Source organism: Billgrantia tianxiuensis, from assembly GCF_009834345.1.
GTDB lineage: Bacteria > Pseudomonadota > Gammaproteobacteria > Pseudomonadales > Halomonadaceae > Halomonas > Halomonas tianxiuensis.
This window is the reverse complement of record NZ_CP035042.1, coordinates 3,398,870-3,422,878: the sequence shown is the minus strand read 5'-3', so window position 1 is coordinate 3,422,878 and position 24,009 is coordinate 3,398,870. Positions and strand designations below refer to the sequence as shown.

17 protein-coding genes, 2 tRNA genes, 3 rRNA genes and 1 pseudogene are annotated in these 24,009 nt (G+C 61.7%); 14 read left to right on the top strand and 9 right to left on the bottom strand.

Annotated elements, in window-relative coordinates; genetic code table 11:
* Positions 1-52: 52 nt before the first annotated feature.
* The 7 genes from prpD to sugE all read left to right on the top strand — a co-directional run bounded on the left by prpD (position 53) and on the right by sugE (position 8,058).
* Positions 53-1,537 (top strand): 2-methylcitrate dehydratase, encoded by a 1,485-nt coding sequence (gene prpD / locus EKK97_RS16015; protein ID WP_159553378.1) that lies wholly within the window; start codon positions 53-55, stop codon positions 1,535-1,537.
* 673 nt (positions 1,538-2,210) lie between these two features.
* Positions 2,211-3,750 (top strand): 16S ribosomal RNA (locus tag EKK97_RS16010).
* Between the two features lie 209 nt (positions 3,751-3,959).
* Positions 3,960-4,036: transfer RNA gene (locus tag EKK97_RS16005), tRNA-Ile, on the top strand.
* Between the two features lie 110 nt (positions 4,037-4,146).
* A tRNA-Ala gene (locus tag EKK97_RS16000) sits at positions 4,147-4,222 on the top strand.
* Positions 4,223-4,423: 201 nt separating this feature from the next.
* Positions 4,424-7,311: ribosomal RNA gene (locus EKK97_RS15995) — 23S ribosomal RNA — on the top strand.
* A gap of 81 nt (positions 7,312-7,392) precedes the next feature.
* A 5S ribosomal RNA gene (rrf, locus tag EKK97_RS15990) occupies positions 7,393-7,508 on the top strand.
* Together the 16S, 23S and 5S rRNA genes with 2 tRNA genes alongside form the textbook arrangement of a ribosomal RNA operon.
* 235 nt (positions 7,509-7,743) lie before the next feature.
* Complete coding sequence (gene sugE, locus EKK97_RS15985) at positions 7,744-8,058, top strand: quaternary ammonium compound efflux SMR transporter SugE (protein WP_201296903.1); 315 nt, start codon at positions 7,744-7,746, stop codon at positions 8,056-8,058.
* A gap of 112 nt (positions 8,059-8,170) precedes the next feature.
* Here sugE and gdhA read toward each other — a convergent pair whose 3' ends face one another.
* Positions 8,171-9,523: an NADP-specific glutamate dehydrogenase gene (gene gdhA / locus EKK97_RS15980; protein WP_159553376.1), complete on the bottom strand. Its 1,353-nt coding sequence runs from the start codon at positions 9,521-9,523 to the stop codon at positions 8,171-8,173.
* Between the two features lie 356 nt (positions 9,524-9,879).
* Here gdhA and rlmM point away from each other — a divergent pair, with 356 nt between their 5' ends.
* On the top strand, positions 9,880-10,965 hold the full coding sequence (rlmM, locus tag EKK97_RS15975) for a 23S rRNA (cytidine(2498)-2'-O)-methyltransferase RlmM (RefSeq protein ID WP_159553374.1): 1,086 nt from the start codon (positions 9,880-9,882) through the stop codon (positions 10,963-10,965).
* A 15-nt stretch (positions 10,966-10,980) separates the two neighbouring features.
* Here rlmM and EKK97_RS15970 read toward each other — a convergent pair whose 3' ends face one another.
* Complete coding sequence (locus EKK97_RS15970) at positions 10,981-11,268, bottom strand: antibiotic biosynthesis monooxygenase family protein (RefSeq protein ID WP_159553372.1); 288 nt, start codon at positions 11,266-11,268, stop codon at positions 10,981-10,983.
* A 29-nt stretch (positions 11,269-11,297) separates the two neighbouring features.
* On the opposite strand from EKK97_RS15970, the gene tusA reads away from it, so the two are divergent.
* Complete coding sequence (tusA, locus tag EKK97_RS15965; protein WP_159553370.1) at positions 11,298-11,555, top strand: sulfurtransferase TusA; 258 nt, start codon at positions 11,298-11,300, stop codon at positions 11,553-11,555.
* 34 nt (positions 11,556-11,589) lie between these two features.
* On the opposite strand, the gene EKK97_RS15960 is transcribed toward tusA, so the two are convergent.
* The 3 genes and pseudogenes from EKK97_RS15960 to EKK97_RS15950 form a co-directional block, all read right to left on the bottom strand.
* Positions 11,590-12,303, bottom strand: coding sequence for a hypothetical protein (locus EKK97_RS15960; protein ID WP_159553368.1), 714 nt, complete (start codon positions 12,301-12,303; stop codon positions 11,590-11,592).
* Between the two features lie 135 nt (positions 12,304-12,438).
* On the bottom strand, positions 12,439-13,413 hold the full coding sequence (locus EKK97_RS15955; protein ID WP_236551242.1) for a DUF3080 family protein: 975 nt from the start codon (positions 13,411-13,413) through the stop codon (positions 12,439-12,441).
* A 48-nt stretch (positions 13,414-13,461) separates the two neighbouring features.
* A pseudogene (locus tag EKK97_RS15950) lies at positions 13,462-14,909 on the bottom strand (MATE family efflux transporter).
* Positions 14,910-15,041: 132 nt separating this feature from the next.
* Here EKK97_RS15950 and EKK97_RS15945 point away from each other — a divergent pair.
* The gene (locus tag EKK97_RS15945) at positions 15,042-15,626 is read left to right on the top strand and encodes an elongation factor P hydroxylase (protein ID WP_236551241.1); all 585 of its coding nucleotides are present in this window, start codon (positions 15,042-15,044) and stop codon (positions 15,624-15,626) included.
* On the opposite strand, the gene EKK97_RS15940 is transcribed toward EKK97_RS15945, so the two are convergent.
* Positions 15,584-16,435, bottom strand: a complete 852-nt coding sequence (locus EKK97_RS15940; protein ID WP_159553364.1) for a LysR family transcriptional regulator — start codon at positions 16,433-16,435, stop codon at positions 15,584-15,586. The two genes, EKK97_RS15945 and EKK97_RS15940, sit on opposite strands and share 43 nt — an antisense overlap.
* A gap of 100 nt (positions 16,436-16,535) precedes the next feature.
* Between EKK97_RS15940 and EKK97_RS15935 the strand changes: the two genes are divergently transcribed.
* The 3 genes from EKK97_RS15935 to EKK97_RS15930 are packed head-to-tail and all read left to right on the top strand — an operon-like array spanning position 16,536 to position 19,854.
* A complete protein-coding gene (locus EKK97_RS15935) occupies positions 16,536-18,443 on the top strand; it encodes a dehydrogenase E1 component subunit alpha/beta (protein WP_236551240.1) in 1,908 nt (635 codons plus the stop codon).
* Positions 18,338-18,766, top strand: a complete 429-nt coding sequence (locus EKK97_RS24870; protein ID WP_236551462.1) for a transketolase C-terminal domain-containing protein — start codon at positions 18,338-18,340, stop codon at positions 18,764-18,766. The genes EKK97_RS15935 and EKK97_RS24870 overlap by 106 nt, the downstream gene beginning before the upstream one ends.
* Entirely contained in the window at positions 18,763-19,854 is a 1,092-nt protein-coding gene (locus EKK97_RS15930; RefSeq protein ID WP_159553362.1) for an ACP S-malonyltransferase, read from the top strand. Before EKK97_RS24870 ends, EKK97_RS15930 begins: the two co-directional genes overlap by 4 nt.
* On the opposite strand, the gene EKK97_RS15925 is transcribed toward EKK97_RS15930, so the two are convergent.
* Both EKK97_RS15925 and EKK97_RS15920 read right to left on the bottom strand, forming a co-directional pair.
* Positions 19,840-20,316, bottom strand: a complete 477-nt coding sequence (locus EKK97_RS15925) for a hypothetical protein (RefSeq protein ID WP_159553360.1) — start codon at positions 20,314-20,316, stop codon at positions 19,840-19,842. The genes EKK97_RS15930 and EKK97_RS15925 overlap by 15 nt on opposite strands.
* Before the next feature lies 1 nt (position 20,317).
* On the bottom strand, positions 20,318-21,211 hold the full coding sequence (locus EKK97_RS15920; RefSeq protein ID WP_159553358.1) for a TatD family hydrolase: 894 nt from the start codon (positions 21,209-21,211) through the stop codon (positions 20,318-20,320).
* A 98-nt stretch (positions 21,212-21,309) separates the two neighbouring features.
* Between EKK97_RS15920 and EKK97_RS15915 the strand changes: the two genes are divergently transcribed.
* On the top strand, positions 21,310-23,235 hold the full coding sequence (locus EKK97_RS15915; protein WP_159553356.1) for an ATP-binding cassette domain-containing protein: 1,926 nt from the start codon (positions 21,310-21,312) through the stop codon (positions 23,233-23,235).
* Positions 23,236-23,504: 269 nt separating this feature from the next.
* On the opposite strand, the gene EKK97_RS15910 is transcribed toward EKK97_RS15915, so the two are convergent.
* Positions 23,505-23,957, bottom strand: coding sequence for a universal stress protein (locus EKK97_RS15910; RefSeq protein ID WP_159553354.1), 453 nt, complete (start codon positions 23,955-23,957; stop codon positions 23,505-23,507).
* Positions 23,958-24,009 lie beyond the last annotated feature (52 nt).

The window sequence follows — 24,009 nt, the reverse complement described above, 5'->3', positions numbered from 1 at the left end:
GGCGTTTTCTATAGTGAGAGGAGACGACATCGAGCCAGCGACAGGAGGGAGCATGAGCGCCACCGTCGAACGCAACGTCCGTCCCGATTACGACCCTGAACTGCAGAAGATCGCCGACTACGTTCTCGACTATCGGATCGAGAGCGACGAGGCGCTGGATACCGCACGCAACTGTCTCATTGATACCTTGGGTTGTGGCCTGCTGGCGCTGCGCTTCCCGGAATGCACCAAGCACCTGGGGCCGCTCGCCGAAGGAACCGTCGTGCCCCATGGGGCTCGAGTGCCCGGCACCTCTTTTCGCCTCGACACGGTCAAGGCCGCCTGGGACATCGGTTGTATCGTGCGCTGGCTCGACTACAACGACACCTGGCTCGCGGCCGAGTGGGGGCATCCTTCCGACAACCTGGGCGCCATTCTCGCCGTGGCGGATTACCTCTCGCAAAAGCGAGTCGCCCAGGGCGAGGCACCGCTGACCATGCGCGACGTGCTCGAGGCCATGATCAAGGCTCATGAGATCCAGGGCGTGCTGGCGCTAGAAAACTCCTTCAACCGGGTTGGCCTGGATCATGTGGTACTGGTCAAGGTGGCATCCACGACGGTAGCCGCCCACCTGATGGGGGCGAATCGGGAGCAACTGCTGTCGGCTCTGTCGCATGCCTGGGCCGACGGTCAGAGCCTGCGTACCTACCGCCATGCTCCCAATGCCGGCTCGCGCAAGAGCTGGGCCGCGGGAGATGCCACTTCTCGTGGCGTGCGTCTGGCCGACATCGCCCTGCGTGGCGAGATGGGCATACCCGGGGTACTCAGTGCGCCACAATGGGGCTTCTACGACGTGCTCTTCTCGAAGACCAACAAGGATCAGGCGATCAAGCCGGAAGGGGAGAGGAAGCTTCGCTTCCAGCGCGAGTTCGGCACTTACGTGATGGAAAACATCCTATTCAAGATCGCCTTCCCGGCAGAGTTCCATGCCCAGACTGCCTGCGAGGCCGCAGTGCGTTTACACCCTCAGGTCAAGGACCGCCTCGAGGAGATTGAACGTGTCGTCATCACCACTCATGAATCGGCGATTCGTATCATCTCCAAGGAGGGCGAGTTGGCCAACCCGGCGGACCGTGACCACTGCTTGCAGTACATGGTGGCCGTGCCGTTGATCTTCGGCGATCTGACCGCCGAACACTACGAGGATGACTTTCATCGCCAGCACCCGCTTATCGATACGCTGCGCGGGAAGATGGAAGTGAGAGAGGAGCCCCGCTACACCCAGGACTATCTGGCTGCCGACAAGCGCTCTATCGCCAATGCCATCCAGGTGCTCTTCCGCGACGGCAGCGCCACGGAGTGCATCGAGGTTGAATACCCCATCGGTCATCGCCGACGTCGCGACGAAGGCATTCCCATTCTCGAGGAGAAGTTTCGGCGCAATCTGGCCACGCGCTTCCCCGCCGGGCGCTGCGAGCGAATATTCTCGTTGTGCAGAGATCAGGCGCAGCTAGAAGCCACGCCGGTACATCGATTCGTCGAACTCTTCGTCATCTGATGCATCCCGTCTCCTACGGTAGCGGGTGAGAAAATTGATCGCCGTCATGGCTGCTGCCAGAAACCTGAGCTATATTTTTTTGACGCAAAGGGTTGCGTCCTTGCTGGGCAGCCCTTAAAGTACGCATCCGCTGCCGGCGACGGGCAACGTTGCAGGCGGTGGATAGGGTGGTAAGTGGTTGTCATGATTTGGATTTTTCGACTCGCTTCGCAAAATTCGCACTTGACGCCCACGGCGGATTCGGTAGAATGCGCCCCACTCGAAAGCAAGTCCGGCAACGGGCTTGCGGTCGCCGGCTCCGGCTGGTCTTCGCGGTCAGGGTCACCTCGGTGGCGGCCTCGAAGAGAGTTGACAAACTCCGGCGCTTCAGTAGAATACGCCTTCCTCGCAGGGCGCTGGCGAGGCCGCTTGATCCCAGGATTGACGGCCACGACGGCAAGCGAGACGCTCCGCGCTTCAGGCTGAGGCTTGAAGAGAAAAGGAGCCGCTCTTTAACAATCGATCAGGTAATTCATGTGGGCGCTTGTCGATGAGGTGGTGAGAAGTCACACCATTTCAAGGCAAGCGACTCGTCGAGACCTTCGGGTCTTTTGAGAAGCTTTGACCTTGAGCCGAGTTTGGTTCGCTTTCGTCCGTTTCTTCGGGAAGGGGCGAGCAAGAACCGCACGATCTTAAACTGAAGAGTTTGATCATGGCTCAGATTGAACGCTGGCGGCAGGCCTAACACATGCAAGTCGAGCGGCAGCACGGGGAGCTTGCTCCCTGGTGGCGAGCGGCGGACGGGTGAGTAATGCATAGGAATCTGCCCGGTAGTGGGGGATAACCTGGGGAAACCCAGGCTAATACCGCATACGTCCTACGGGAGAAAGCAGGGGACCTTCGGGCCTTGCGCTATCGGATGAGCCTATGTCGGATTAGCTGGTTGGTGAGGTAATGGCTCACCAAGGCGACGATCCGTAGCTGGTCTGAGAGGATGATCAGCCACATCGGGACTGAGACACGGCCCGAACTCCTACGGGAGGCAGCAGTGGGGAATATTGGACAATGGGCGCAAGCCTGATCCAGCCATGCCGCGTGTGTGAAGAAGGCCCTCGGGTTGTAAAGCACTTTCAGTGGGGAAGAAAGCCTTCCGGTTAATACCCGGGAGGAGGGACATCACCCACAGAAGAAGCACCGGCTAACTCCGTGCCAGCAGCCGCGGTAATACGGAGGGTGCGAGCGTTAATCGGAATTACTGGGCGTAAAGCGCGCGTAGGCGGCTTGATAAGCCGGTTGTGAAAGCCCCGGGCTCAACCTGGGAACGGCATCCGGAACTGTCAGGCTAGAGTGCAGGAGAGGAAGGTAGAATTCCCGGTGTAGCGGTGAAATGCGTAGAGATCGGGAGGAATACCAGTGGCGAAGGCGGCCTTCTGGACTGACACTGACGCTGAGGTGCGAAAGCGTGGGTAGCAAACAGGATTAGATACCCTGGTAGTCCACGCCGTAAACGATGTCGACTAGCCGTTGGGTCCTTCGCGGACTTTGTGGCGCAGTTAACGCGATAAGTCGACCGCCTGGGGAGTACGGCCGCAAGGTTAAAACTCAAATGAATTGACGGGGGCCCGCACAAGCGGTGGAGCATGTGGTTTAATTCGATGCAACGCGAAGAACCTTACCTACCCTTGACATCCTGCGAACCCTTCGGAGACGAAGGGGTGCCTTCGGGAACGCAGAGACAGGTGCTGCATGGCTGTCGTCAGCTCGTGTTGTGAAATGTTGGGTTAAGTCCCGTAACGAGCGCAACCCTTGTCCCTATTTGCCAGCGATTCGGTCGGGAACTCTAGGGAGACTGCCGGTGACAAACCGGAGGAAGGTGGGGACGACGTCAAGTCATCATGGCCCTTACGGGTAGGGCTACACACGTGCTACAATGGTCAGTACAAAGGGTTGCGAACTTGCGAGAGTGAGCCAATCCCAGAAAGCTGATCTCAGTCCGGATCGGAGTCTGCAACTCGACTCCGTGAAGTCGGAATCGCTAGTAATCGTGAATCAGAATGTCACGGTGAATACGTTCCCGGGCCTTGTACACACCGCCCGTCACACCATGGGAGTGGACTGCACCAGAAGTGGTTAGCCTAACCTTCGGGAGGGCGATCACCACGGTGTGGTTCATGACTGGGGTGAAGTCGTAACAAGGTAGCCGTAGGGGAACCTGCGGCTGGATCACCTCCTTAAACGACGAATCACGCCTCGCGGCAAGTGCTCACAATGAATTACCTGATCGGCCAGAGCAAAGACTGTTTGGGTCGGCGAGCGATCGCCGATGCATCGGTAGCAAGCCGGGTCTGTAGCTCAGTTGGCTAGAGCGCACCCCCTGACCTTTGTGGAAAGAAGGGTGAGGTCGGCCAGCCGACGGCTAGCAAGCTTGCAACCGTACAGTGCCGGGTCTGTAGCTCAGTTGGTTAGAGCGCACCCCTGATAAGGGTGAGGTCGGCAGTTCAAATCTGCCCAGACCCACCAAATTTCGCCGGATACGGCGTTGCTTTGAACCTCGCATAGCGAGCTATGCGTCGGCCCAAAGCGCCTTGTCTCCGACGAAATTCATCGCCAGTTGCAACGCGATGATCAGTGGGGCCATAGCTCAGCTGGGAGAGCGCCTGCCTTGCACGCAGGAGGTCAGCGGTTCGATCCCGCTTGGCTCCACCAAACTTCTCCCCTCAGTCTCATGTTTCGTGACCAGTGATAAGCGCAAGGTGTGCTTATCACTGTTCTCTGAACAGTCTGCTCTTTAACAATGTGAATCATGCTGACAAGTTTTCTCCGCAAGGAGAAAACGCAAGAGATACGTCTCAAGCGTATCCGGCAATTGTCGTACGTGATCGCAGACCAGACCCCTTCGGGTTATATGGTCAAGCGATTAAGCGCATACGGTGGATGCCTTGGCAGCCAGAGGCGATGAAGGACGTGGTAGCCTGCGATAAGGCTCGGTGAGGTGGCAAACGACCTGTGACCCGGGCATTTCCGAATGGGGAAACCCACCCTGCACAAGCAGGGTATCCCACACTGAATCCATAGGTGTTGGGAGGCGAACCGGGGGAACTGAAACATCTAAGTACCCCGAGGAAAAGAAATCAACCGAGATTCCCCAGTAGCGGCGAGCGAACGGGGAGTAGCCCTTAAGCATGTGACTGGTTAGGCGAACGAGCTGGGAAGCTCGACCATAGGGGGTGATAGTCCCGTAGCCGAAAACCTGAGCATGTGAAATCGAGTAGGTCGGGGCACGTGAAACCTTGACTGAACATGGGGGGACCATCCTCCAAGGCTAAATACTCCTGGCTGACCGATAGTGAACCAGTACCGTGAGGGAAAGGCGAAAAGAACCCCGGAGAGGGGAGTGAAATAGATCCTGAAACCGTATGCGTACAAGCAGTGGGAGCCCCTTCGTGGGGTGACCGCGTACCTTTTGTATAATGGGTCAGCGACTTATTTTCAGTGGCGAGCTTAACCGAATAGGGGAGGCGTAGGGAAACCGAGTCTTAACTGGGCGACCAGTCGCTGGGAATAGACCCGAAACCGGGCGATCTATCCATGAGCAGGTTGAAGGTTGAGTAACATCAACTGGAGGACCGAACCAGGACCTGTTGAAAAAGGTTTGGATGACTTGTGGATCGGAGTGAAAGGCTAATCAAGCTCGGAGATAGCTGGTTCTCCTCGAAAGCTATTTAGGTAGCGCCTCACGTATCACCGCCGGGGGTAGAGCACTGTTTCGGCTAGGGGGCCATCCCGGCTTACCAACCCGAGGCAAACTCCGAATACCGGTGAGTGCAGCGTGGGAGACACACGGCGGGTGCTAACGTCCGTCGTGAAAAGGGAAACAACCCAGACCGTCAGCTAAGGTCCCGAAATCCTGGTTAAGTGGGAAACGATGTGGGAAGGCTCAGACAGCTAGGAGGTTGGCTTAGAAGCAGCCATCCTTTAAAGAAAGCGTAATAGCTCACTAGTCGAGTCGGCCTGCGCGGAAGATGTAACGGGGCTAAACCAGGTACCGAAGCTACGGGTTCGTCGAATGACGAGCGGTAGAGGAGCGTCGTGTACGCCGATGAAGGTGGATTGAGAAGTCTGCTGGAGGTATCACGAGTGCGAATGCTGACATGAGTAACGACAAGGGGAGTGAAAAACTCCCCCGCCGGAAGACCAAGGGTTTCTGTTCGACGCTAATCGGAGCAGAGTGAGTCGGCCCCTAAGGCGAGGCCGAAAGGCGTAGTCGATGGGAAACGGGTCAATATTCCCGTACCTCACTGTATTGCGATGGGGGGACGAAGAAGGCTAGGTGGGCCAGGCGTTGGTTGTCCTGGTGAAAGCCAGTAGGCTGGGATCTTAGGCAAATCCGGGATCCCAAGGCCGAGAGGCGAGACGAAGGCACTACGGTGCCGAAGTCATCGATGCCACGCTTCCAGGAAAAGCCTCTAAGCTTCAGATACAGTGGGACCGTACCCCAAACCGACACAGGTGGTCAGGTAGAGAATACCCAGGCGCTTGAGAGAACTCGGGTGAAGGAACTAGGCAAAATGGTGCCGTAACTTCGGGAGAAGGCACGCCGCGTTAGTGTGAAGGCCCTCGCGGCTGGAGCACGAGGCGGTCGAAGATACCAGGTGGCTGCAACTGTTTATTAAAAACACAGCACTCTGCAAACGCGCAAGCGGACGTATAGGGTGTGACGCCTGCCCGGTGCCGGAAGGTTAAGTGATGGTGTTAGCCCTCGGGCGAAGCTCTTGATCGAAGCCCCGGTAAACGGCGGCCGTAACTATAACGGTCCTAAGGTAGCGAAATTCCTTGTCGGGTAAGTTCCGACCTGCACGAATGGCGTAATGATGGCCACGCTGTCTCCACCCGAGACTCAGTGAAATTGAAATCGCAGTGAAGATGCTGTGTACCCGCGGCTAGACGGAAAGACCCCGTGAACCTTTACTATAGCTTCACACTGGACGCTGATGTTGCTTGTGTAGGATAGCTGGGAGGCTAGGAACCCCGGACGCCAGTTCGGGCGGAGCCAACCTTGAAATACCAGCCTGGCATCATTGGCGTTCTAACTCAGGTCCGTGATCCGGATCGAGGACAGTGTGTGGTGGGTAGTTTGACTGGGGCGGTCTCCTCCCAAAGCGTAACGGAGGAGCACGAAGGTACCCTCAGCACGGTCGGAAATCGTGCAGTGAGTGCAAGAGCATAAGGGTGCTTGACTGCGAGACAGACACGTCGAGCAGGTACGAAAGTAGGTTCTAGTGATCCGGTGGTTCTGTATGGAAGGGCCATCGCTCAACGGATAAAAGGTACTCCGGGGATAACAGGCTGATACCGCCCAAGAGTTCACATCGACGGCGGTGTTTGGCACCTCGATGTCGGCTCATCACATCCTGGGGCTGAAGTCGGTCCCAAGGGTATGGCTGTTCGCCATTTAAAGTGGTACGCGAGCTGGGTTTAGAACGTCGTGAGACAGTTCGGTCCCTATCTGCCGTGGGCGTTGGATGTTTGAGAAGAGCTGCTCCTAGTACGAGAGGACCGGAGTGGACGCACCTCTGGTGTTCCGGTTGTCACGCCAGTGGCATTGCCGGGTAGCTACGTGCGGACGGGATAACCGCTGAAGGCATCTAAGCGGGAAGCCCCCTTCAAGATGAGACATCCCCGAGGCCTCGAGCCTCCTGAAGGGCCCAGCGAGACCAGCTGGTTGATAGGCCGGGTGTGGAAGCGCTGCAAGGCGTTGAGCTAACCGGTACTAATGGCCCGTGAGGCTTGACCATATAACCCCAAGGGGTCTGCGCATCGCGCGCAATTGACGGATACGACGAGACGTAGCGTCAGCATGATTCCAACCGTTTTCGCCTGACGACCATAGCGAGTGGGAACCACCTGATCCCATGCCGAACTCAGCAGTGAAACCGCTCAGCGCCGATGGTAGTGTGGGGCCTCCCCATGCGAGAGTAGGTCATCGTCAGGCATCTTTTCAGAAACCCAGCTTCGAGAGAGGCTGGGTTTCGCCGTTTAGGGCCTCCCACGGAGAGTCGCGGGGAGCCGCCCTGGACATCGTCAGGCATTTCTTCAGCAACCCCGGCCAACTGGTCGGGGGTTCGCCGTTTGGGGGCCCCAAAGCGTCCCCCCTGATCGCCAGCGGGACGACCCGATGGTGTGCTGCAACCCGGGGACGGCCTCGGACCCTCAAGAAGGAAATCTCAATGGCCTGGTTGATGTTGGTCGTTGCCGGTCTTCTCGAAGTGGCGTGGGCGTTGGGCCTGAAGGCATCAGCGGGCTTTACCCGACCGCTTCCCAGTCTGCTCACGATTATGGCCATGGTGGCCAGCTTTTATCTGCTGGCACAGGCAATGAAGGCGTTGCCCGTGGGTACCGCCTACGCCATCTGGGTAGGCATTGGCGCGGTGGGTACGGTCTTGCTGGGCATTCTGATCTATGGCGATAGCGCTTCGCCGCTGCGGCTGCTCAGCCTGGTGCTGATCCTTGCTGGCCTAGTGGGCCTGAAGCTGGCTGCTTAGTGGGGGGAAGGACGTACCCGTATGAGACAAAGCCCTGGTCGAGAAGACCGGGGCTTTGTCATGTTCGGCCATCGTCGGGAGCCCGACGCCCCAGGTGCCAGATGGAGTGGCGCTATACGACACCTTGATCAATCATGGCATCGGCCACCTTGCGGAAGCCGGCGATATTGGCACCGAGTACCAGGTTGGTTGGCTCGCCGAACTCCTCTGCAGTGCTCGCACACTGCCGATGAATATCTGCCATGATCGCCTGCAGCTTGGAGTCGACCTTCTCCAAGGTCCACTGCTGCATGCTGCTGTTCTGTGCCATCTCTAGCTGGCTGGTGGCCACGCCGCCGGCATTGGCGGCCTTGCCGGGGCCATAGGCGACCCTGGTCTCGAGGAAACGGTCGACGGCGGCTGCCGTAGAGGACATGTTGGAGCCTTCGCTGATGCAGTGCACACCATTGTTAAGCAGGGCGATGGCATCGGCCTCGGTTACTTCGTTTTGAGTGGCGCTGGGGAAGGCCACGTCACCCGCGATACGCCATACGGCATGGCCGTCGCTCGGGTAGTCCTGGGCATCGATGTACGTTGCCTCGGGATGGTGTTCGACATACTCACGTAGTGAGGTGCGCTTGATCTCCTTGAGCAACTTGAGTGTATCGAGGTCGATCCCCTCTGGGTGATGGATCGTGCCGCGGGAGTCCGAGCAGGTAATGGGCCGGGCGCCGAGTTGGTAGAGCTTCTCGATCGTGTAGATGGCCACATTGCCGGCACCGGATACCAAACAAGTCTTGCCGGTAATGCTATCGCCACGCGCTTCGAGCATGTTCTGGGCAAAGTAGACCGCACCATAGCCGGTAGCTTCCTTTCGGCCGAGAGAGCCGCCCCAGTTCAGCCCTTTGCCAGTGAACACCCCTTCGTAGCGGCCCGTGAGGCGCTTGTACTGACCATATAGGTAGCCGATCTCCCGGGCGCCCACGCCGATGTCACCGGCGGGAACGTCGATGGTCGGCCCAATGTGGCGGTACAGCTCGTTCATGAACGACTGACAGAAGCGCATGATCTCGCCGTCGGACTTGCCCTTCGGGTCGAAGTTGGAGCCTCCCTTGCCACCGCCGATGGGCAGTCCGGTCAGGGCGTTCTTGAAGATTTGCTCGAAACCCAGGAATTTGATGATGCTGGCGTTGACGCTGGGATGAAAGCGCAGGCCGCCCTTGTAAGGGCCAAGTGCCGAGTTGAACTGGATGCGATAGCCCTTGTTGACCTGAACCTTGCCGGCATCGTCAACCCAGCTAACGCGGAACATGATCTGGCGCTCGGGCTCGACGATACGCTCAATGATGCTGTGTTGATGATAGCGCGGCACGGTTTCGAGCAGAGGCCGCAGGCATTCGAGCACTTCCTCGGCGGCCTGGTAGAACTCGCCTTGGGCCGGACTGCTCCTGCGCAACCCTTCGAGGGTGTCGTGGATGTAGGTCATTGAGAGCATCCTGAGTTTAATTAGGTGCGCTCACTATAATTCAATGCACCATTATGCAGCAATCGCATAGGCTATGTTTGGATTAGACATTGATATGAGCCGAAATTGCTTTCAAATTACCCAAAGATGTGCACCAATATGAATCATTTGTTTAATTTAATATACGAAAATTAAACGATGTGCTGGATGGCCGTCCATGCCGACAGCCGCTGCCAAGGCTGTTACCATTGCTGCTTGAAACCTGCCGGAGCCCATCCTGTTGATGTCAATGATTCCACCGCCTCCTGTTGCCTCCGTGGCTCATGCCAGCCGAGCCGGACAGGGCAGGCCGCAGCTACCAGAAGGGAATGCTTGAAATGCCACAAGGGGAAGTGCGCGTGGTACCGGATCAGCTGCTGTTCTATTGTCGTCCGGGGTTCGAGCATGACGTAGCCGCTGAAGTGGCGGTGCATGTCAAGCTGTTAGGGTGGCAGGGCAGGTCGGACTTTTCTCCGCAGGAGGGTTACGTGTGCTTCCTCGTAGAGGATGAGCGACCAGCCAACGAATTGCATCGTGAGCTACGTTTCGAGCAGCTCGTCTTTGCGCGCCAGTGTCTGGTGGCGTTGCCGCCGCTTTCCCTGGCGCGAGATGACAGGCTCTCCGCTATTGTGACGCAGGTTGTTGCCAGTGGCTGGAGCTTCGATGCCATATGGCACGAGACGCCCGATACCAACGAAGGCAAGGCCCTGGCGGGGCTGATCAAGGCACTGACACGCCCGCTGGAATCGACGCTGCGCAAGCGCGGCGCTCTGCGTCGAAAGGCGGCAGGGCGTCGACTGCACCTGTTCTGGACGGACGGCGATCGTGTCCAGTTGGGCATGAGTTTTGCCGGTAACCGCAGCGAGCTGCCAGGCGGCATACGGCGTTTGCGTTTCCCTTCGGCTGCCCCCAGTCGTTCGACCTTGAAGCTAGAGGAGGCTTGGCACGAGTTCATACCCCGCGATGAGTGGGATGAGCGCCTGGCCGAAGGTATGCAAGCTGCCGATCTGGGGGCAGCGCCAGGTGGTTGGACCTGGCAGTTGGTCAATCGTGGAATGCATGTCTTTGCCATCGACAACGGTCCCATGAAAGGGGATCTGATGGCCACAGGGCTGGTCGAACATCTACGTGAGGATGGTTTTGTCTGGGAGCCGCCGTATCGGCTGGATTGGCTGGTATGCGATATCGTCGACAAGCCGGCTCGTGTGACGGCGATGGTACAGCGTTGGTTGACCCGGCGCTGGTGCCGGGAGGCAGTGTTCAACCTCAAGCTGCCAATGAAGCGGCGCTGGGAAGAGGTCGAACGTTGCCTGGCTCAGTTGGAGGATGCGCTGGCGGATGCCGGTGTGCGCGCTATGCTGCGCTGCCGGCATCTCTATCACGACCGTGAAGAGGTCACGGTGCACGTCAGGCTACGAGACTGACGACATGAACTCCTCTCAGTAGGAGGGTTCATAGATGCGGATGGTCTCGTCCTCGGTCAGCAGCGGCAGAATGCGCTGCATTGCCCTGGAGCGTTCTTCGCTGGTGTACCATTCGTTCCAGGCGTTCAGGTCGCGCCATTTGACGATCATCAGACGCCGGTCGCTGTGGCCGCGTTCGACCAGGGTCTCTCCACCCACGAACCCTTTGGCGCCGAGCGAGTGACGCATGGCTTCGCGCGCCGCCTCCTCGTATTCCTCTTCCAGGCCAGGCATGATACGACGTTCGATAATGATCTTGATCATCTAGCAGCTCCCTACGCCGAGGTCGATCGATGACGAATACCGCCGACTCACAGCCCACCTTCACCCATCAGGTTGAGCTGGATACGACCGGACTCTACTGCCCGGAGCCCATCATGCTGATGCACAACAAAGTGCGCGACATGCAGCCTGGCGAGATTCTCAAGGTGATCGCCACGGATCCGGCGACCACTCGGGACGTGCCCAAGTTTTGTAGCTTTCTCGGCCATGAGCTGATCTCGCAGCAGGAGTCGGACGGGCAGTATCTCTACTTTATCCGTTTAGGCTGATGTACTGCCAGCCCGCCCGCTCACTGCCATTCGTTCAGTTGCCGGCTCCTTCCGCGGCGCAGGGGATGACCATCAACGCCAGAGCCTCGAGAGTGCCTGGATCCTGTTCACGGATTCGATTGGCAATGCTGCGCTGGAAAAAGTAGACCACCCTGTGACGGCTGCGGCCGGGGTAGAGGCAGGCATCGCCAGGCAGGATCGGCGTCGACTCGACAAGCGTCTCATCGGCCAGAAGTGCTTCCACGTTGCCATCGCTGTATAGGCGCCAGCCGAATACCTGCTTGAGCTGCCAGGGGCGACTGTCGTCGTCGATGCATAGGGCATGGGTGCCCTGGGTATCGGGGATCTGCTGAATGAGGGTGATCTCGCGGGTTTCTTCGTAGTCGAAATAGGCGGCGGCATGCGTCAGTTCGCAGGCCTTGTGTGGCGGGGGAACCTCGAGAAGCTCCTCGGTCTCGGGATCGCGGTAACCCACGAAGCAGCCGTGTTCGGCATCATCGAGAAGGTGGCACGGGGTCAGCGTTTCCATCCAAGGGACAAGGCCAACCACGTCGCCATTCTCACGCAGGCCCCAGGCAAGAATGGGCATGCCGTAGAGGGAGTCGGGGTCCGAGGCCAGGCTATAGACCATCTCGAGACCGTCGAGCTCAGGGGAGAGGCGTACCAGGCGGCGCTTGGCCTGGAGCTTCTGGCGCATCGTTTCCAGGTCGATGACCCGGGCAGGGCGGGGTGACAGTGTCATACCCATGTTCCTCCCTCCAGATTCTGCATGGGCCGAGCGGTAAGCTCACGGCTACGGCAAGGCTGACGGGATCGACTCCTACCTCTTACGGTTCACCAATATCACAGAGTTGCCGTGCAAGTTAAGTCCGACGACGCCTTTTCATGAGCAGCGCTCGGCCAGGGCATGCCAATGCTGACGGTGGTCACGGCGGGCCTGGCGCAGGGCGGGCAAGGGAGCGTCCGGATTTTCCAGTGAGAGCCAGCGCTGACGATACTCGTCAACCGCAGCGGGAGGAGAGACGTGGCTCTCGAACAGCTCGTCCATCGCAGCTAGCCAGCGGGTAGCCAGTGTCTCGAGCTGTTCCAGCCACTCGTATGCCGGGGTGTCGGTCAACCGCTGGTGCAATTCCTGGGGTGATGCTTCGAGTGCGCGACAGGTATCGTTGTGAGCGAGGCTGTTGACCAAAAGCTCGGTTGCTTCCCCCAAGCGCTGCTCGGCGAGCAGCAACGCACGCAGTAGTTCGGCCGTCAGTGGGCGGCTGCGCAGGGACTTCAAGTGGTTCTCCAGCGTGGAGGATGCATGGCTCCATGCCGGATTGAACTGATTGAGTGTGGCCTGGTGCAGCCAGGCCATGGCTTCGAATTGAGCCTCGATCCCACGGGTGTCGTCAGGTGCCAGGGGTGAGCTCGCACGAGAGAAGCTGCGGATCCACTCTTCGGAATCGAACAGGCTGTTCCAGCTCACCAGGGGCAACTGCTCAGTCTTGGTGCGTGTCAGCCGCTCGAGGCGGTTGCGGTCGGTTTCGCCCAACTCATCCGGCACGTCACTGTGCCAGCAGGCGTGCAGTCGGCGCCAGAGCTCGAGCTCGTAGATCCATTGCTGGCTGGGTGGCGCCACGCGACCGAGCTGGTTGTTGCGGGCGGCGACGAGGGAAGTGATCTGGCACTCGCGCAGGGCATAGATATCGAGCATGCTCTCGCGGGTTTCTCCGATGTCATGGAGGCGCTCGGCACGGTCGGAAGGGCGCCGATATTGGGCGGAGCGGCCCTTTCCGGTAGTGGCTGCTTCAGCGCCTCTGCCAGCGCCTGTTGGTATTCCGCCAGCCTGGCCGCACCTTCGCCCTCTCCGCCACAACCGCTCAACAGCAAGAGAGTGAGCACGCAGACGAGGCAGCCTCTCGTTTCAATCCTGCGGAATGTCCAGCCTGCCATTCGCGACTCCCCTGGCCTTGCGCCGCAGACGTACGCCGAGCAGGATTGCCGCCACGGTGAGTCCGGCGATCAGGCCAATCCAATAGCCATGCACTCCCAGCGGTCCGCCCCAGTCTGCCAGTCCTCGGGTGCCCAGCCAGTGGCCGCCGCCCAGTCCCACTGCCCAATAAGCGAACAGGGTGATCACCATGATGATCCGGGTATCCTTGTAGCCGCGTAGGGCGCCAGCCAGGTTGACCTGGAGCGAATCGGACACTTGGTAGAGCATGGCCAGCAGAACCAGTGACAGGGCCAGGCGCTGCACGGCCGTATCGTGAGTGTAGAGGGCCATGACCGGCTCTGCCGTGAACCACAGCAGTGTGCTGTTGAGCAGGGCGATCAGCACCGACACCAGCACGCCGTTCCAGGCCACCAAGCGCGCCCGCTCGGGCTTGCTCTGCCCGAGTGTGTTACCGACCCTGACGGTCAGTGCCATGCTAAGGGCCAGCGGCAGCATGAACAGGATCGAGGTGTAGTTCAGGGCGACCTGATGCGCCGCTACCGTCACTTCACCCAGGCTGGCGATGAACAGCGAGATCAGCGTGAAGAGCGTGACCTCGACGAAGATCGCCACGCCGATGGGTACGCCTACATAGAGCAGTTCGCCGATCAGCTTCCAGCGCGGAGGCGTGGGCGAGTGCCACAGCGAGACGCTGCCGTAGGCTCGCGAACGACGGGTATAGAGGATCATGGCCAGGCACATGACCCACATGGAAAGAGCGGTGGCGATGCCGCAGCCCAGCGCACCCAGAGCTGGTAGCTCCTGCAGCCATGCTGGCAACCAGGTGCCGAATAATCCAGTGAGCCCCTCACCGCCGTAGATCAGCACGAAGTTGCTGGGAATGTTCACGCCGAGGCCCACCAGGCTGATCCACAGAGAGGGGCGGGTATGGTTCATGCCGTCGGAGAAGGCGCGCAGGGCCTGGAACAGTGCGACACCCGGCATGCCCAAGGCGACGGCGGAGAGGTAGGCCGCCGAGCGTCGAGCGACCTCGGGGGAACGTCCATCAGGCGGAAGATCGGCGTGACCGTGAACCATAGCAGCAGTGCTGCCAGCACTCCCATGGCCAGGGCGACCCACAGCGCTTGGTGAACGTTGGGACGGATACGCTCGGTGGCACCACCTCCTAGTAGATGGGCGACGATGGGCGTCAGCCCCATCAGCGTACCGGTCATGAACAGCATCAATGGCAGCCACAGGCTGGAGCCGACGGAAACGGCCGCCAGGTCGGTGGCGCTGACACGGCCCGTCATCATCACGTCGGTGACGCTCATGCCGGCTTGGGCCAGTTGGGCGCCGCAGATCGGCAGGGTCAGCCGCAGCAGGGGCCGCGTTTCCGTGCGGCTGACGCTCAGCAGGTCGGTGAAGAACGTTGCCAAGGGGATGCTCCATGCATGTCAGGGCCTTGGCCACATGCCAAGGAAACCGAATATGTTAGCAATTTCCGGTGAATTTCGCTGCGCAAACGACTCGCCTATACTGGCGGGCCATTCGTCATGCATGGAGAACCCGTGACGCATCGCCTCGATGACGTGATCGTCTTGTTCAACGGCCTATTCCAACCGCATTTCAATACCCGCCTGATGCGCGGCGGGGATGAGCCGCTCTACCTGCCCGCCGATGAGGTCGTTCCCTGGCATCGGGTGATCTTCGCGCGAGGCTTCTATTCGAGCGCCTTGCACGAGATCAGTCATTGGTGCATTGCCGGTGAACAGCGGCGTCTGCTGGTGGATTACGGCTACTGGTACCTGCCCGACGGCCGCAACGCAGAGCAGCAACGCCGGTTCGAGCAGGCCGAAGTGGCGCCTCAAGCACTGGAAATGCTCTTCTCCCGAGCTTGCGGGCTGCGCTTTCATGTCAGCGTCGACAACCTGGGCGGTGAGGTCGAGGTCGACCGTGAGGCCTTCCATGACCGCGTTGCGCAACGTGCGGCCCGCTATGAGCAGGAGGGGCTGCCGCGCCGGGCTGCCGCTTTCCGCGCTGCGCTGCTGGCCTTCTACCAAGAGGGCGAGCCTATGCAGAGCGCCCTGTCAGCGGGGCTGCATGTGCTCGATCAACTGCGCTCGCGAGCTTCCCACGCCGCTCTACCGAGCTGAAGCAGCGGGGCCAGTGCCGGCATCGCCTGGCGTGCGGGGTAGGCGACGCCGATGGTCTGGCGAATATCGAGCTCGGCAAGGGGGCGGCTCTGCACGTCCGGGTGAGCGAGGATCTCAGGCCAGGCTGGCACCAGCGAGGCACCGACCCCGGCCGCCACCAGCCCCAGGGTATATTCGATGGTGCGCAGGCGCGCTCGCACCTGGCAGCGCACGCCGGCATCGCTGAGCGCCGTGGCCAGCTCCTGCATGGCGGCGCAAGGGTGGCGCCAGATGAACGGCAGTCCGTCGAGGTCAACCAGCGAGACAGTGCCCTTCAGGCCCAGCGGGTGCCCGCTGGGCAGCGCGAGGAGATAGCTGTCGTGCCAGATCGGCTGGAAGGCTTCGCCGGGCGACAGGTCCTGTTCGCCGATAATGCGCGCATCGCAGCGCTCCTCCGGATTGACCAGGGTCAGTGCCAGGTTGTCGCCCTGGCCGATGTATTCCTTGAGCAGGGCGGTCATGCGGTTGGCGCCAAGGGAGCGCATCAATCCCAGGCGAACCGGTGTCGGCGGCGCTGGAGTGCGAAACAGGCGGCTAATGGCATCGAGGTCCTCGCTGACCTGGCGGGCCAATGGATAGAGCCGGTGTCCCTCTTCGGTTGGCGTGATGCCGCGACGGTGGCGTTCGAACAGCGGCGTGCCCAGCCGTTCCTCCAACTGCACCAGCGCGGTAGAGATGGAGGGTTGCGCCACATGGCAGCGCCGGGCGGCGGCGCTGATCGAGCCGCCCTCGTAGGCGGCGATGAAGTAGCGCAGGCTTCGTACATCCATAAACTATGCCTATATCTGGGGCAGGATATCGATATTATCGCTTTGTCTGCTGGGCACGCTAGGCTGTAACCATTACCTTGGCAGCCCCGGAGCCTGCACCGTGCTCGAACCTCTTCCTCAGGAGCAGCGATTCTACGCTGCGCTACGTAGCGGCGACTGGCCCGCGCCACAACGGGAGTGGCAGCTCGATGAGGTCGGGCTCACTTCCTCCGGCCTGGCCGAGCTGTTCGAAACCCAATTGATGAGTCGTCATCTGGACCTGCACGCCCGGCGCCTGCAGGCTCGGGGCGAGGCCTTCTACACCATCGGCAGCGCGGGCCATGAGGGCAACGCCGCCATTGCGCGTGCCTTTCGTGCCACTGACCCCGCCTTCCTGCACTATCGCGACGCGGCCTTTCTTATCCAGCGCAGCCGGGCGGTGCCGGGGCAGACACCGTTATGGGACCTGCTGCTGAGCTTTGCTGCCTCGGCGGAAGATCCGATTTCCGGCGGCCGGCACAAGGTGCTGGGTTCGAAGACACTGCACATACCGCCCCAGACCAGTACCATCGCCTCGCACCTGCCCAAGGCCGTGGGAGCCGCCTACAGCTTCGGACTGTGGCGGCGGTTGGGCAGCGTTGGCGAGTGGCCTACCGATAGCGTGGCGATCTGCAGTTTCGGCGACGCTTCGTTCAACCACTCCACCGCACAGGGGGCGCTCAACGCTGCCGGCTGGGCCGCCTACCAGGGTGCGCCGATGCCCTTGGTGATGGTGTGCGAGGACAACGGCATCGGCATTTCCACGCTCACGCCGGATGGCTGGATCGAAGCGAGCATGCACAGCCGCCCCGGTTTCCACTACCTGAGCTGCGACGGTCTCGATCTGCTCGACACCTGGCGTGCGGCGCGCGAGGCGGAGCGCATCGCCCGGAGCCGCAAGCAGCCGGTGTTCCTGCACATGCGCTGCGTGCGCCTGTTCGGCCACGCCGGCTCGGATGCCCAGCAGGCCTACATGACGCCGCAGCGCATCAAGGCCGACGAGGCGCGTGATCCGCTGCTGGTCACGGCCGGGCTGCTCGAGCGTCACGGTGTGCTCGGGCGCGATGCCATCGAAGCGCTCTACCGCTCGGTGGCCGAGCGAGTCGCGCATGTCGCCGAGGAGGCGATTCGCCGGCCCAAGCTGAAGGCGGCCGGCGAGGTCATGGCGAGCATCGTGCCGCCACCAAGGCCGGGGCGTGCGCGGCCCTGGCAGGGCGAGGTGGACGCGACCCCGGCACCCATGGCCAAGCTGCTCAACCAGGCGCTGCAGCGCTTGATGACCCGCTATCCGCACTTGGTGATGGCGGGTGAGGACATCGGTCGCAAGGGTGGCGTGTACGGCGTTACCCAGCGCCTGCAGGCGCAGTTCGGGCCGCATCGGGTGATCGACACCCTGCTTGACGAGCAGAGCATCCTCGGGCTCGGCATCGGTCTGGGTCAGAACGGCTTGGTGCCGATCCTAGAGATCCAGTTCCTGGCCTACCTGCATAACGCCGAGGATCAGTTGCGTGGCGAGGCGGCCACCCTCAGCTTCTTCTCCAACGGTCAGTACACCAACCCCATGGTGGTGCGCATCGCCGGACTCGGCTATCAGAAGGGCTTCGGTGGGCATTTCCACAATGACAACGCCATTGCCGTGCTGCGCGACATCCCTGGGCTGCTGGTGGCCTGCCCATCGAACGCCGCCGACGCCGTGGGCTTGCTGCAGGAGGCTGTGCGCCTGGCCGACGAGGAGCAGCGCGTGGTGGTAGTGATCGAACCGATCGCGCTCTACCACACCCGCGACCTGCTTGAGGAGGGCGACCAGCGGTGGTGTTTTGCCGATCCGGGACCGGAACATCGCCTGGCGGTAGGCGAACTTGGCCAGTGGGGGAGGGGCGCGAACTGGCCATCGTCACCTACGGCAACGGTGTCTATCTGTCGCGCCAGGCTGCCGCCAGGTTGGAAGCCGACGGCGTGGCGCTGCGCATTGTCGATCTACGCTGGCTAACCGCTATTGATCATGACGCCGTACATCGCCTGGTTGCTGACTGCGCCCAGGTACTGATCGTCGACGAGTGTCGGCGCAGCGGTTCGCCCAGCGAGGAGCTGATCGCGGGCCTGGTGGAGCGTGGTATGGCGAGTGACAGGCTGCACCGGCTGACGGCCGAGGACAGCTTCATTCCCCTGGGGCGGGCAGCCACGGTCACGTTGCCCTCGGTGGAGGCGATCGTGTCGCAGGGGCGACGCCTAGTGGCGCCCGGGCAGCACGGCGAGATGGCCGCGAAGGCGGTAGGCACAGGCAAGGTCACGGCAGGGAGTGGTGAGGCATGAACCGCAGCGACAGCAAGATGAACGGCGAATCGGCCCGCGAGCGTATATTGATCGTCTGCCCCGGCCGCGGCACCTACAACGCCGCCGAGTGGGGCACCCTCAACCGGCTGGCGGGCGGCAGCAAGTGGCTGACACGCTTCGACGCCATGCGCCGCGAGGCCGGCATGCCGACGCTCACGGAACTGGACGGTGAAACACCCTTTCGCCAGAGCCTGCACGGTCGAGGCGAGCACGCCTCGCCGCTGATCTATGCCTGCGCCTGGGCCGACCTGCTGTCGATCGACCGTGAGCGCTACGAGATCATGGCAGTGACCGGCAACTCCATGGGTTGGTACATCGCCTTGGCGGCGGCCGGCGCCTTGGAGCCCGACGAGACGCTGCATCTAATCGGCACCATGGGCTTGCTGATGCAGAAGAGCCTGGCCGGCGGTCAGGTCATCTATCCGTGGGTCGATGAATCATGGCGGCCGGACTGGGCGCTGCGCCAGGAGCTGCTGGCATTGGCCGAGCGTATCCATGGCGGCGAAGGGGCCGAGCTTTACCTCTCGATCGACCTCGGTGGCATGTTGGTCTTCGGCGGCAATGAAACGGGGCTTTCGCGCCTGACCGAGCGGCTGCCGGCGCGCGAGCGATACCCGCTGCGGCTGCACCAGCACGCCGCCTTCCATACGCCCCTTCAGGAAGGAGTGAAACGTGAGGCGCGTCGGCGGCTTGGTGCCGAGCCGTTCCGCGCTCCCGAAGTGCCGATGATCGACGGCCGCGGTTACATCTGGACGCCCTGGAGCACTGACCCGCAGGCGCTGTGGGACTACACCCTGGGCGAACAGCTGGTCGCTCCCTACGACTTCACCGCGGCCGTCAAGGTCGGCGTGCGTGAGTTCGCCCCCGATCGCATCGTCATACCCGGCCCGGGGTCGACCCTGGGCGGGGCCACGGCCCAGGCACTGATCCAGCTCGGCTGGCAGGGTTGGAAAGACAAGGCCAGCTTTCAGGCCGGCCAGCAGCAGGAGCCACGCCTGCTGTGCATGGGCATTGCCGAACAGCGCGACCGACTGCTGTCGGCCGAGGGAGCATCAGCTTACGACTAAGCGCTCGTGCAGGCGCAACATCACCTCGACCTCGTGCTCAGGCCGTAGCGGCTCGAGCCCCATTTCACCGAACAACTCGTTGCGTGCCCGGCTCCATTCGCCGGCAGACAGCTCGGGATAGAGACTGTCGGCGGGAGCCAGCTCGACGAAGGGGTCGATGCCGTAGGTGTCGAACAGGCGTGCCAGGGCAGCTTCATCGCCGCTGATACCTGCGGTGAACAGCGTGGCGTTGAAGTGATCACCTTCGAGCTCACGGATCACATCCAGAGGACTCGCGCCGAAACTGTGCAGCTCCTCCAGGCTGTAGCCATTGAGCTCGTTGAATTCGTCATCGAGCCACTCGTCATCGGGCTGGATCAGGGTGTGCTTGATGCGTCCATCGGGCAGCACCCAGGCAATGGCCAGCGGTAGATCGCTGTCGTCGCCGGTCTCAACGGCGATGAATCCGGGTATTTCGACCATTTCACGGCTCCTGTTGGGCACGGCCATTCTCCTGATCTTCGCCTGCCTGCGGCAAGCGAAAGAAGCGTCGAGCGGTATCGCTGGTGGCGCAGGCCAGTTCCGCCTCGTCAGTGTCTCGCCAGTGGGCAATCTCACGCACGATCCATGGCAGCAGTGCAGGCTCGTTGCGTCTGCCCTTGAGTCTGGCAGGTAAATCGCGTGGCAGCAGGTAGGGACAGTCGGTTTCCACCATCAATCGCTCGAGGGGGATGGCTCCCACTAGTTCGCGTAGGTGATGGCCGCGGCGCTCGTCGCAGATCCACCCTGTCAGACCGATGTGCAGGTCCAGGTCGAGGTAGCCGTAGAGAGTGTCGCGGTCGGCGGTGAAACAGTGCACCACGGCATCGGCGATATCGTCGCGCCAGGTCCGCAGCATCTCGCGCATGCGTGGCCCGGCATCTCGCTCGTGCAGAAACAGCGGCTTGCCGCTCTCTGCGGCAAGCCCCAACTGGGCCTCGAAGGCACGCTCCTGCTCGGCCGGCGTGGAGAAGTTGCGGTTGAAGTCGAGACCGCACTCACCCACGGCCACCACCTCGGGGCGTTGATGCAACTCCCGCATGGCAGCGGCCAGGGAGGTATCCCAGCGACTGGCATCGTGGGGGTGTACGCCGGCCGTGGCATGCAGCCCAGGATAGCGCTGGGCCAGCTCCACGGCCTGCTCGGCATGGGCGCGGTCGGTGCCGGTCACGATCAGGGTCGCCACGTTGGCCGCCCGCGCACGACGCAGTACCGCTTCGAGATCGCGGCCGAAGCTGTCGTGGGTCAGGTTGGCGCCGATGTCCACCAGTGGGGCAGGAGCGCGAAAGCGCAACGCCTCGGGCAGAAACTCGTCGAAGGTGGCGTCGATGTCGGCCAAGGGGAACTCCTCTGCTAATTCACGCGCATTGTAACCAAAGCCACGGCGGGCCAGCCATGCGTTACACTAGCTGCCTGCATGATAGATGAGGTGAACGCGTGACCCTGCTACGTCTGGAAAGCTTGCAATTGGCCTACGGCACTCATGTGCTGCTCGACGGCGCCGAGCTGGTGCTGGAGAAGGGGGAGCGCCTGGCGCTGGTAGGGCGCAACGGTACCGGTAAGTCGACCCTGCTCAAGCTAGTGGCGGGTGACATCCTGCCCGATGACGGCAGCATCTGGCGCGCGCCGGGACTGAAGATCGGTGTGCTGGAGCAGGACCTGCCGTCCGCCTCGGGCGAGACCATTTTCGACGTGGTGGCCCAGGGTCTGCCCCAGGCCGGCGCGCTGCTGGCCGAGTACCACCACTTGGTGCAGGCCGCCGAGCCCGACATGAAGCGCATGGCGACCCTGCAGAGCCGGCTCGAAGCCATCGACGGTTGGTCGTTCCACCAGCGCATCGATGTGGTGCTGACCCGCTTGGGGTTGCCGGCCGACGATCCCATGAGTTCGCTTTCCGGCGGCTGGCGCCGGCGCGTGGCGCTGGCTCGGGCGCTGGTGGCCGAGCCCGACCTGCTGCTGCTCGACGAGCCCACCAACCACCTGGATCTCGACACCATCGCCTGGCTGGAGGAGCAGCTGCTCGACTTCAACGGCGCGGTGCTGTTCATCACCCACGACCGTGCTTTCCTGTCGAAGCTGGCGACGACGATCCTCGAGCTCGACCGTGGCCGGCTGGGACGCTATCCAGGCGACTACGCCAAATACCAGCAGCAGAAGACCCATGAACTCGAGGTGGAGGCGCGCGAGAACGCCGAGTTCGACAAGAAGCTGGCTCAGGAGGAGGCGTGGATCCGGCAGGGCATCAAGGCGCGGCGTACCCGTAATGAGGGCCGGGTTCGCGCGCTCGAGCAGCTGCGGCGCGAACGCAGCCAGCGGCGCGAGGTGCAGGGCCGCGCCAGTTTCGGCATCGACAGCGGCGAGCGCAGCGGCAAGCGCGTGGTCGAACTCGTCGGCGTGACCCACCGTTTCGGCAACGAGACGATCGTTCGCGACCTTTCGCTCGAGATCCAGCGCGGCGACCGCATCGGCCTGATCGGGCGCAACGGTGCCGGCAAGACCACGCTGCTCAAGATCCTGCTCGGCGAACTCGAGCCCAGCGAAGGTACGGTAAGGCTGGGCACCAATATCAAGGTGGCCTACTTCGACCAGCTGCGCGCGGGGCTGGAGCCGGAGAAGAGCGTCTACGACAACGTGGCCCAGGGCAGCGACAGGATCAGCGTGGGCGGCAAGGACAAGCACGTCATCAGCTATCTGCAGGACTTCCTGTTCACCCCGGAGCGGGCGCGTCAGCCGGTCAAGGCGCTCTCCGGCGGAGAATCCAACCGCCTGCTGTTGGCGCGGCTCTTCACCCAGCCGGCCAATGTGCTGGTGCTCGACGAGCCGACCAACGATCTCGACGTCGAGACCCTGGAACTGCTCGAGGAGCTGCTGCTCGATTTCGATGGCACGTTGCTGCTGGTCTCCCACGACCGTGCCTTCATGGACAACGTGGTGACCGGCGTGCTGGCCTTCGAGGGCGACGGCGTTGTGCGTGAGTACGTCGGTGGCTACAGCGACTGGGTGCGCCAGGGCGGAAAGCTGCCGCCGGCGCCGTGGGAGGGGGCGGCGCGTCAGCAGGTGGAACCTACGGCGAAGCCGATGGAGAAGGCTCCGGTCAGTGCGGCGGCCTCAGCGCCGGCAGCGAAGAAGCCCGCCAAGCTCTCCTACAAGCTACAGCGGGAACTCGACGCCCTGCCGGCAGAGATCGAGAGGCTCGAGGCCGAGGTGGCGGAGTTTGAAGCCAGGGTGGGCGACCCGGCTTTCTATCAGCAGGACGCGGGGGTGGTATCCGAGGTGCTGCAGGCCATGAGCGACAAGCAGGCCGAACTCGATGCTGCCATGGAGCGGTGGATGGAGTTGGAAGCCCTCGCCGCAGGGGAGTAAGCGGTGATTCGCTACTGCGCTTGGGCAGTTGAGGAATAGGTTGGCCGCCGGCGGTGCCGAAGCGTCGGACCGTCGAATCCTCATGTAGCAGGCTACACTCCGGTTGACTCGAAACCTTCGGTTTCTCGCCCCTTCGGGGCCATCCTCCGGATGTTTGTCGCTACGCTCGGTTCTGCGCTCCGGCGGCGACCAACCTATCTGCGCTCGTGACGCGTATCCAACCCTTCCTCAAGATGGTAAATGTTCAGTGGCGTATGTCAGGCGGCAGCTTACTCGGCGCTCTCGCCTTTTTTTCCTACCCGTACGGCGAGGACGTCGCACTGGGCGCCGTGCAGTACGCCAGTGGAGGTGGAGCCAAGCAGCAGGGCGAAGCCATGCCGGCCATGGGAGCCGACCACGATCAGATCGACACCGTTCTCTTCGGCAAAGCGGTGGATCTCGGTGTCGGGCATGCCGACCAGTACGTGCTGGTTCTCCTTGGCCACGTGCGGATCGGCGATCTCGGCCAGACGCTGCTTGGCGTGCTCGTCCAGCTGATCCTGGATGCTGGTAAGGTCCATGGGGATATCGCCACCATAGGCAAAACCCAGCGGCTCGAGGGTATGCAGGATGGACAGCTTGGCCTGGTTGCGCTCGGCGATCTGCATGGCACGTTCCAGGACCTTGTGGGAATCCTTGGTCAAGTCCACGGCGACCAGGATATGGCGGTATTCGTTGCTCATTTCGGACTCCTGCGTAACGGCACGTGATCGATATGCCTTCACTCTAGGACGG

Bases quoted from the DNA above. Each gene is read 5' to 3' on its own strand.
- prpD (WP_159553378.1), top strand. From the start codon at position 53: ATGAGCGCCACCGTCGAACGCAACGTCCGTCCCGATTACGACCCTGAA.
- sugE (WP_201296903.1), top strand. From the start codon at position 7,744: ATGGCCTGGTTGATGTTGGTCGTTGCCGGTCTTCTCGAAGTGGCGTGG.
- gdhA (WP_159553376.1), bottom strand. From the start codon at position 9,523: ATGACCTACATCCACGACACCCTCGAAGGGTTGCGCAGGAGCAGTCCG.
- rlmM (WP_159553374.1), top strand. From the start codon at position 9,880: ATGCCACAAGGGGAAGTGCGCGTGGTACCGGATCAGCTGCTGTTCTAT.
- EKK97_RS15970 (WP_159553372.1), bottom strand. From the start codon at position 11,268: ATGATCAAGATCATTATCGAACGTCGTATCATGCCTGGCCTGGAAGAG.
- tusA (WP_159553370.1), top strand. From the start codon at position 11,298: ATGACGAATACCGCCGACTCACAGCCCACCTTCACCCATCAGGTTGAG.
- EKK97_RS15960 (WP_159553368.1), bottom strand. From the start codon at position 12,303: ATGGGTATGACACTGTCACCCCGCCCTGCCCGGGTCATCGACCTGGAA.
- EKK97_RS15940 (WP_159553364.1), bottom strand. From the start codon at position 16,435: ATGGATGTACGAAGCCTGCGCTACTTCATCGCCGCCTACGAGGGCGGC.
- EKK97_RS15930 (WP_159553362.1), top strand. From the start codon at position 18,763: ATGAACCGCAGCGACAGCAAGATGAACGGCGAATCGGCCCGCGAGCGT.
- EKK97_RS15925 (WP_159553360.1), bottom strand. From the start codon at position 20,316: ATGGTCGAAATACCCGGATTCATCGCCGTTGAGACCGGCGACGACAGC.
- EKK97_RS15910 (WP_159553354.1), bottom strand. From the start codon at position 23,957: ATGAGCAACGAATACCGCCATATCCTGGTCGCCGTGGACTTGACCAAG.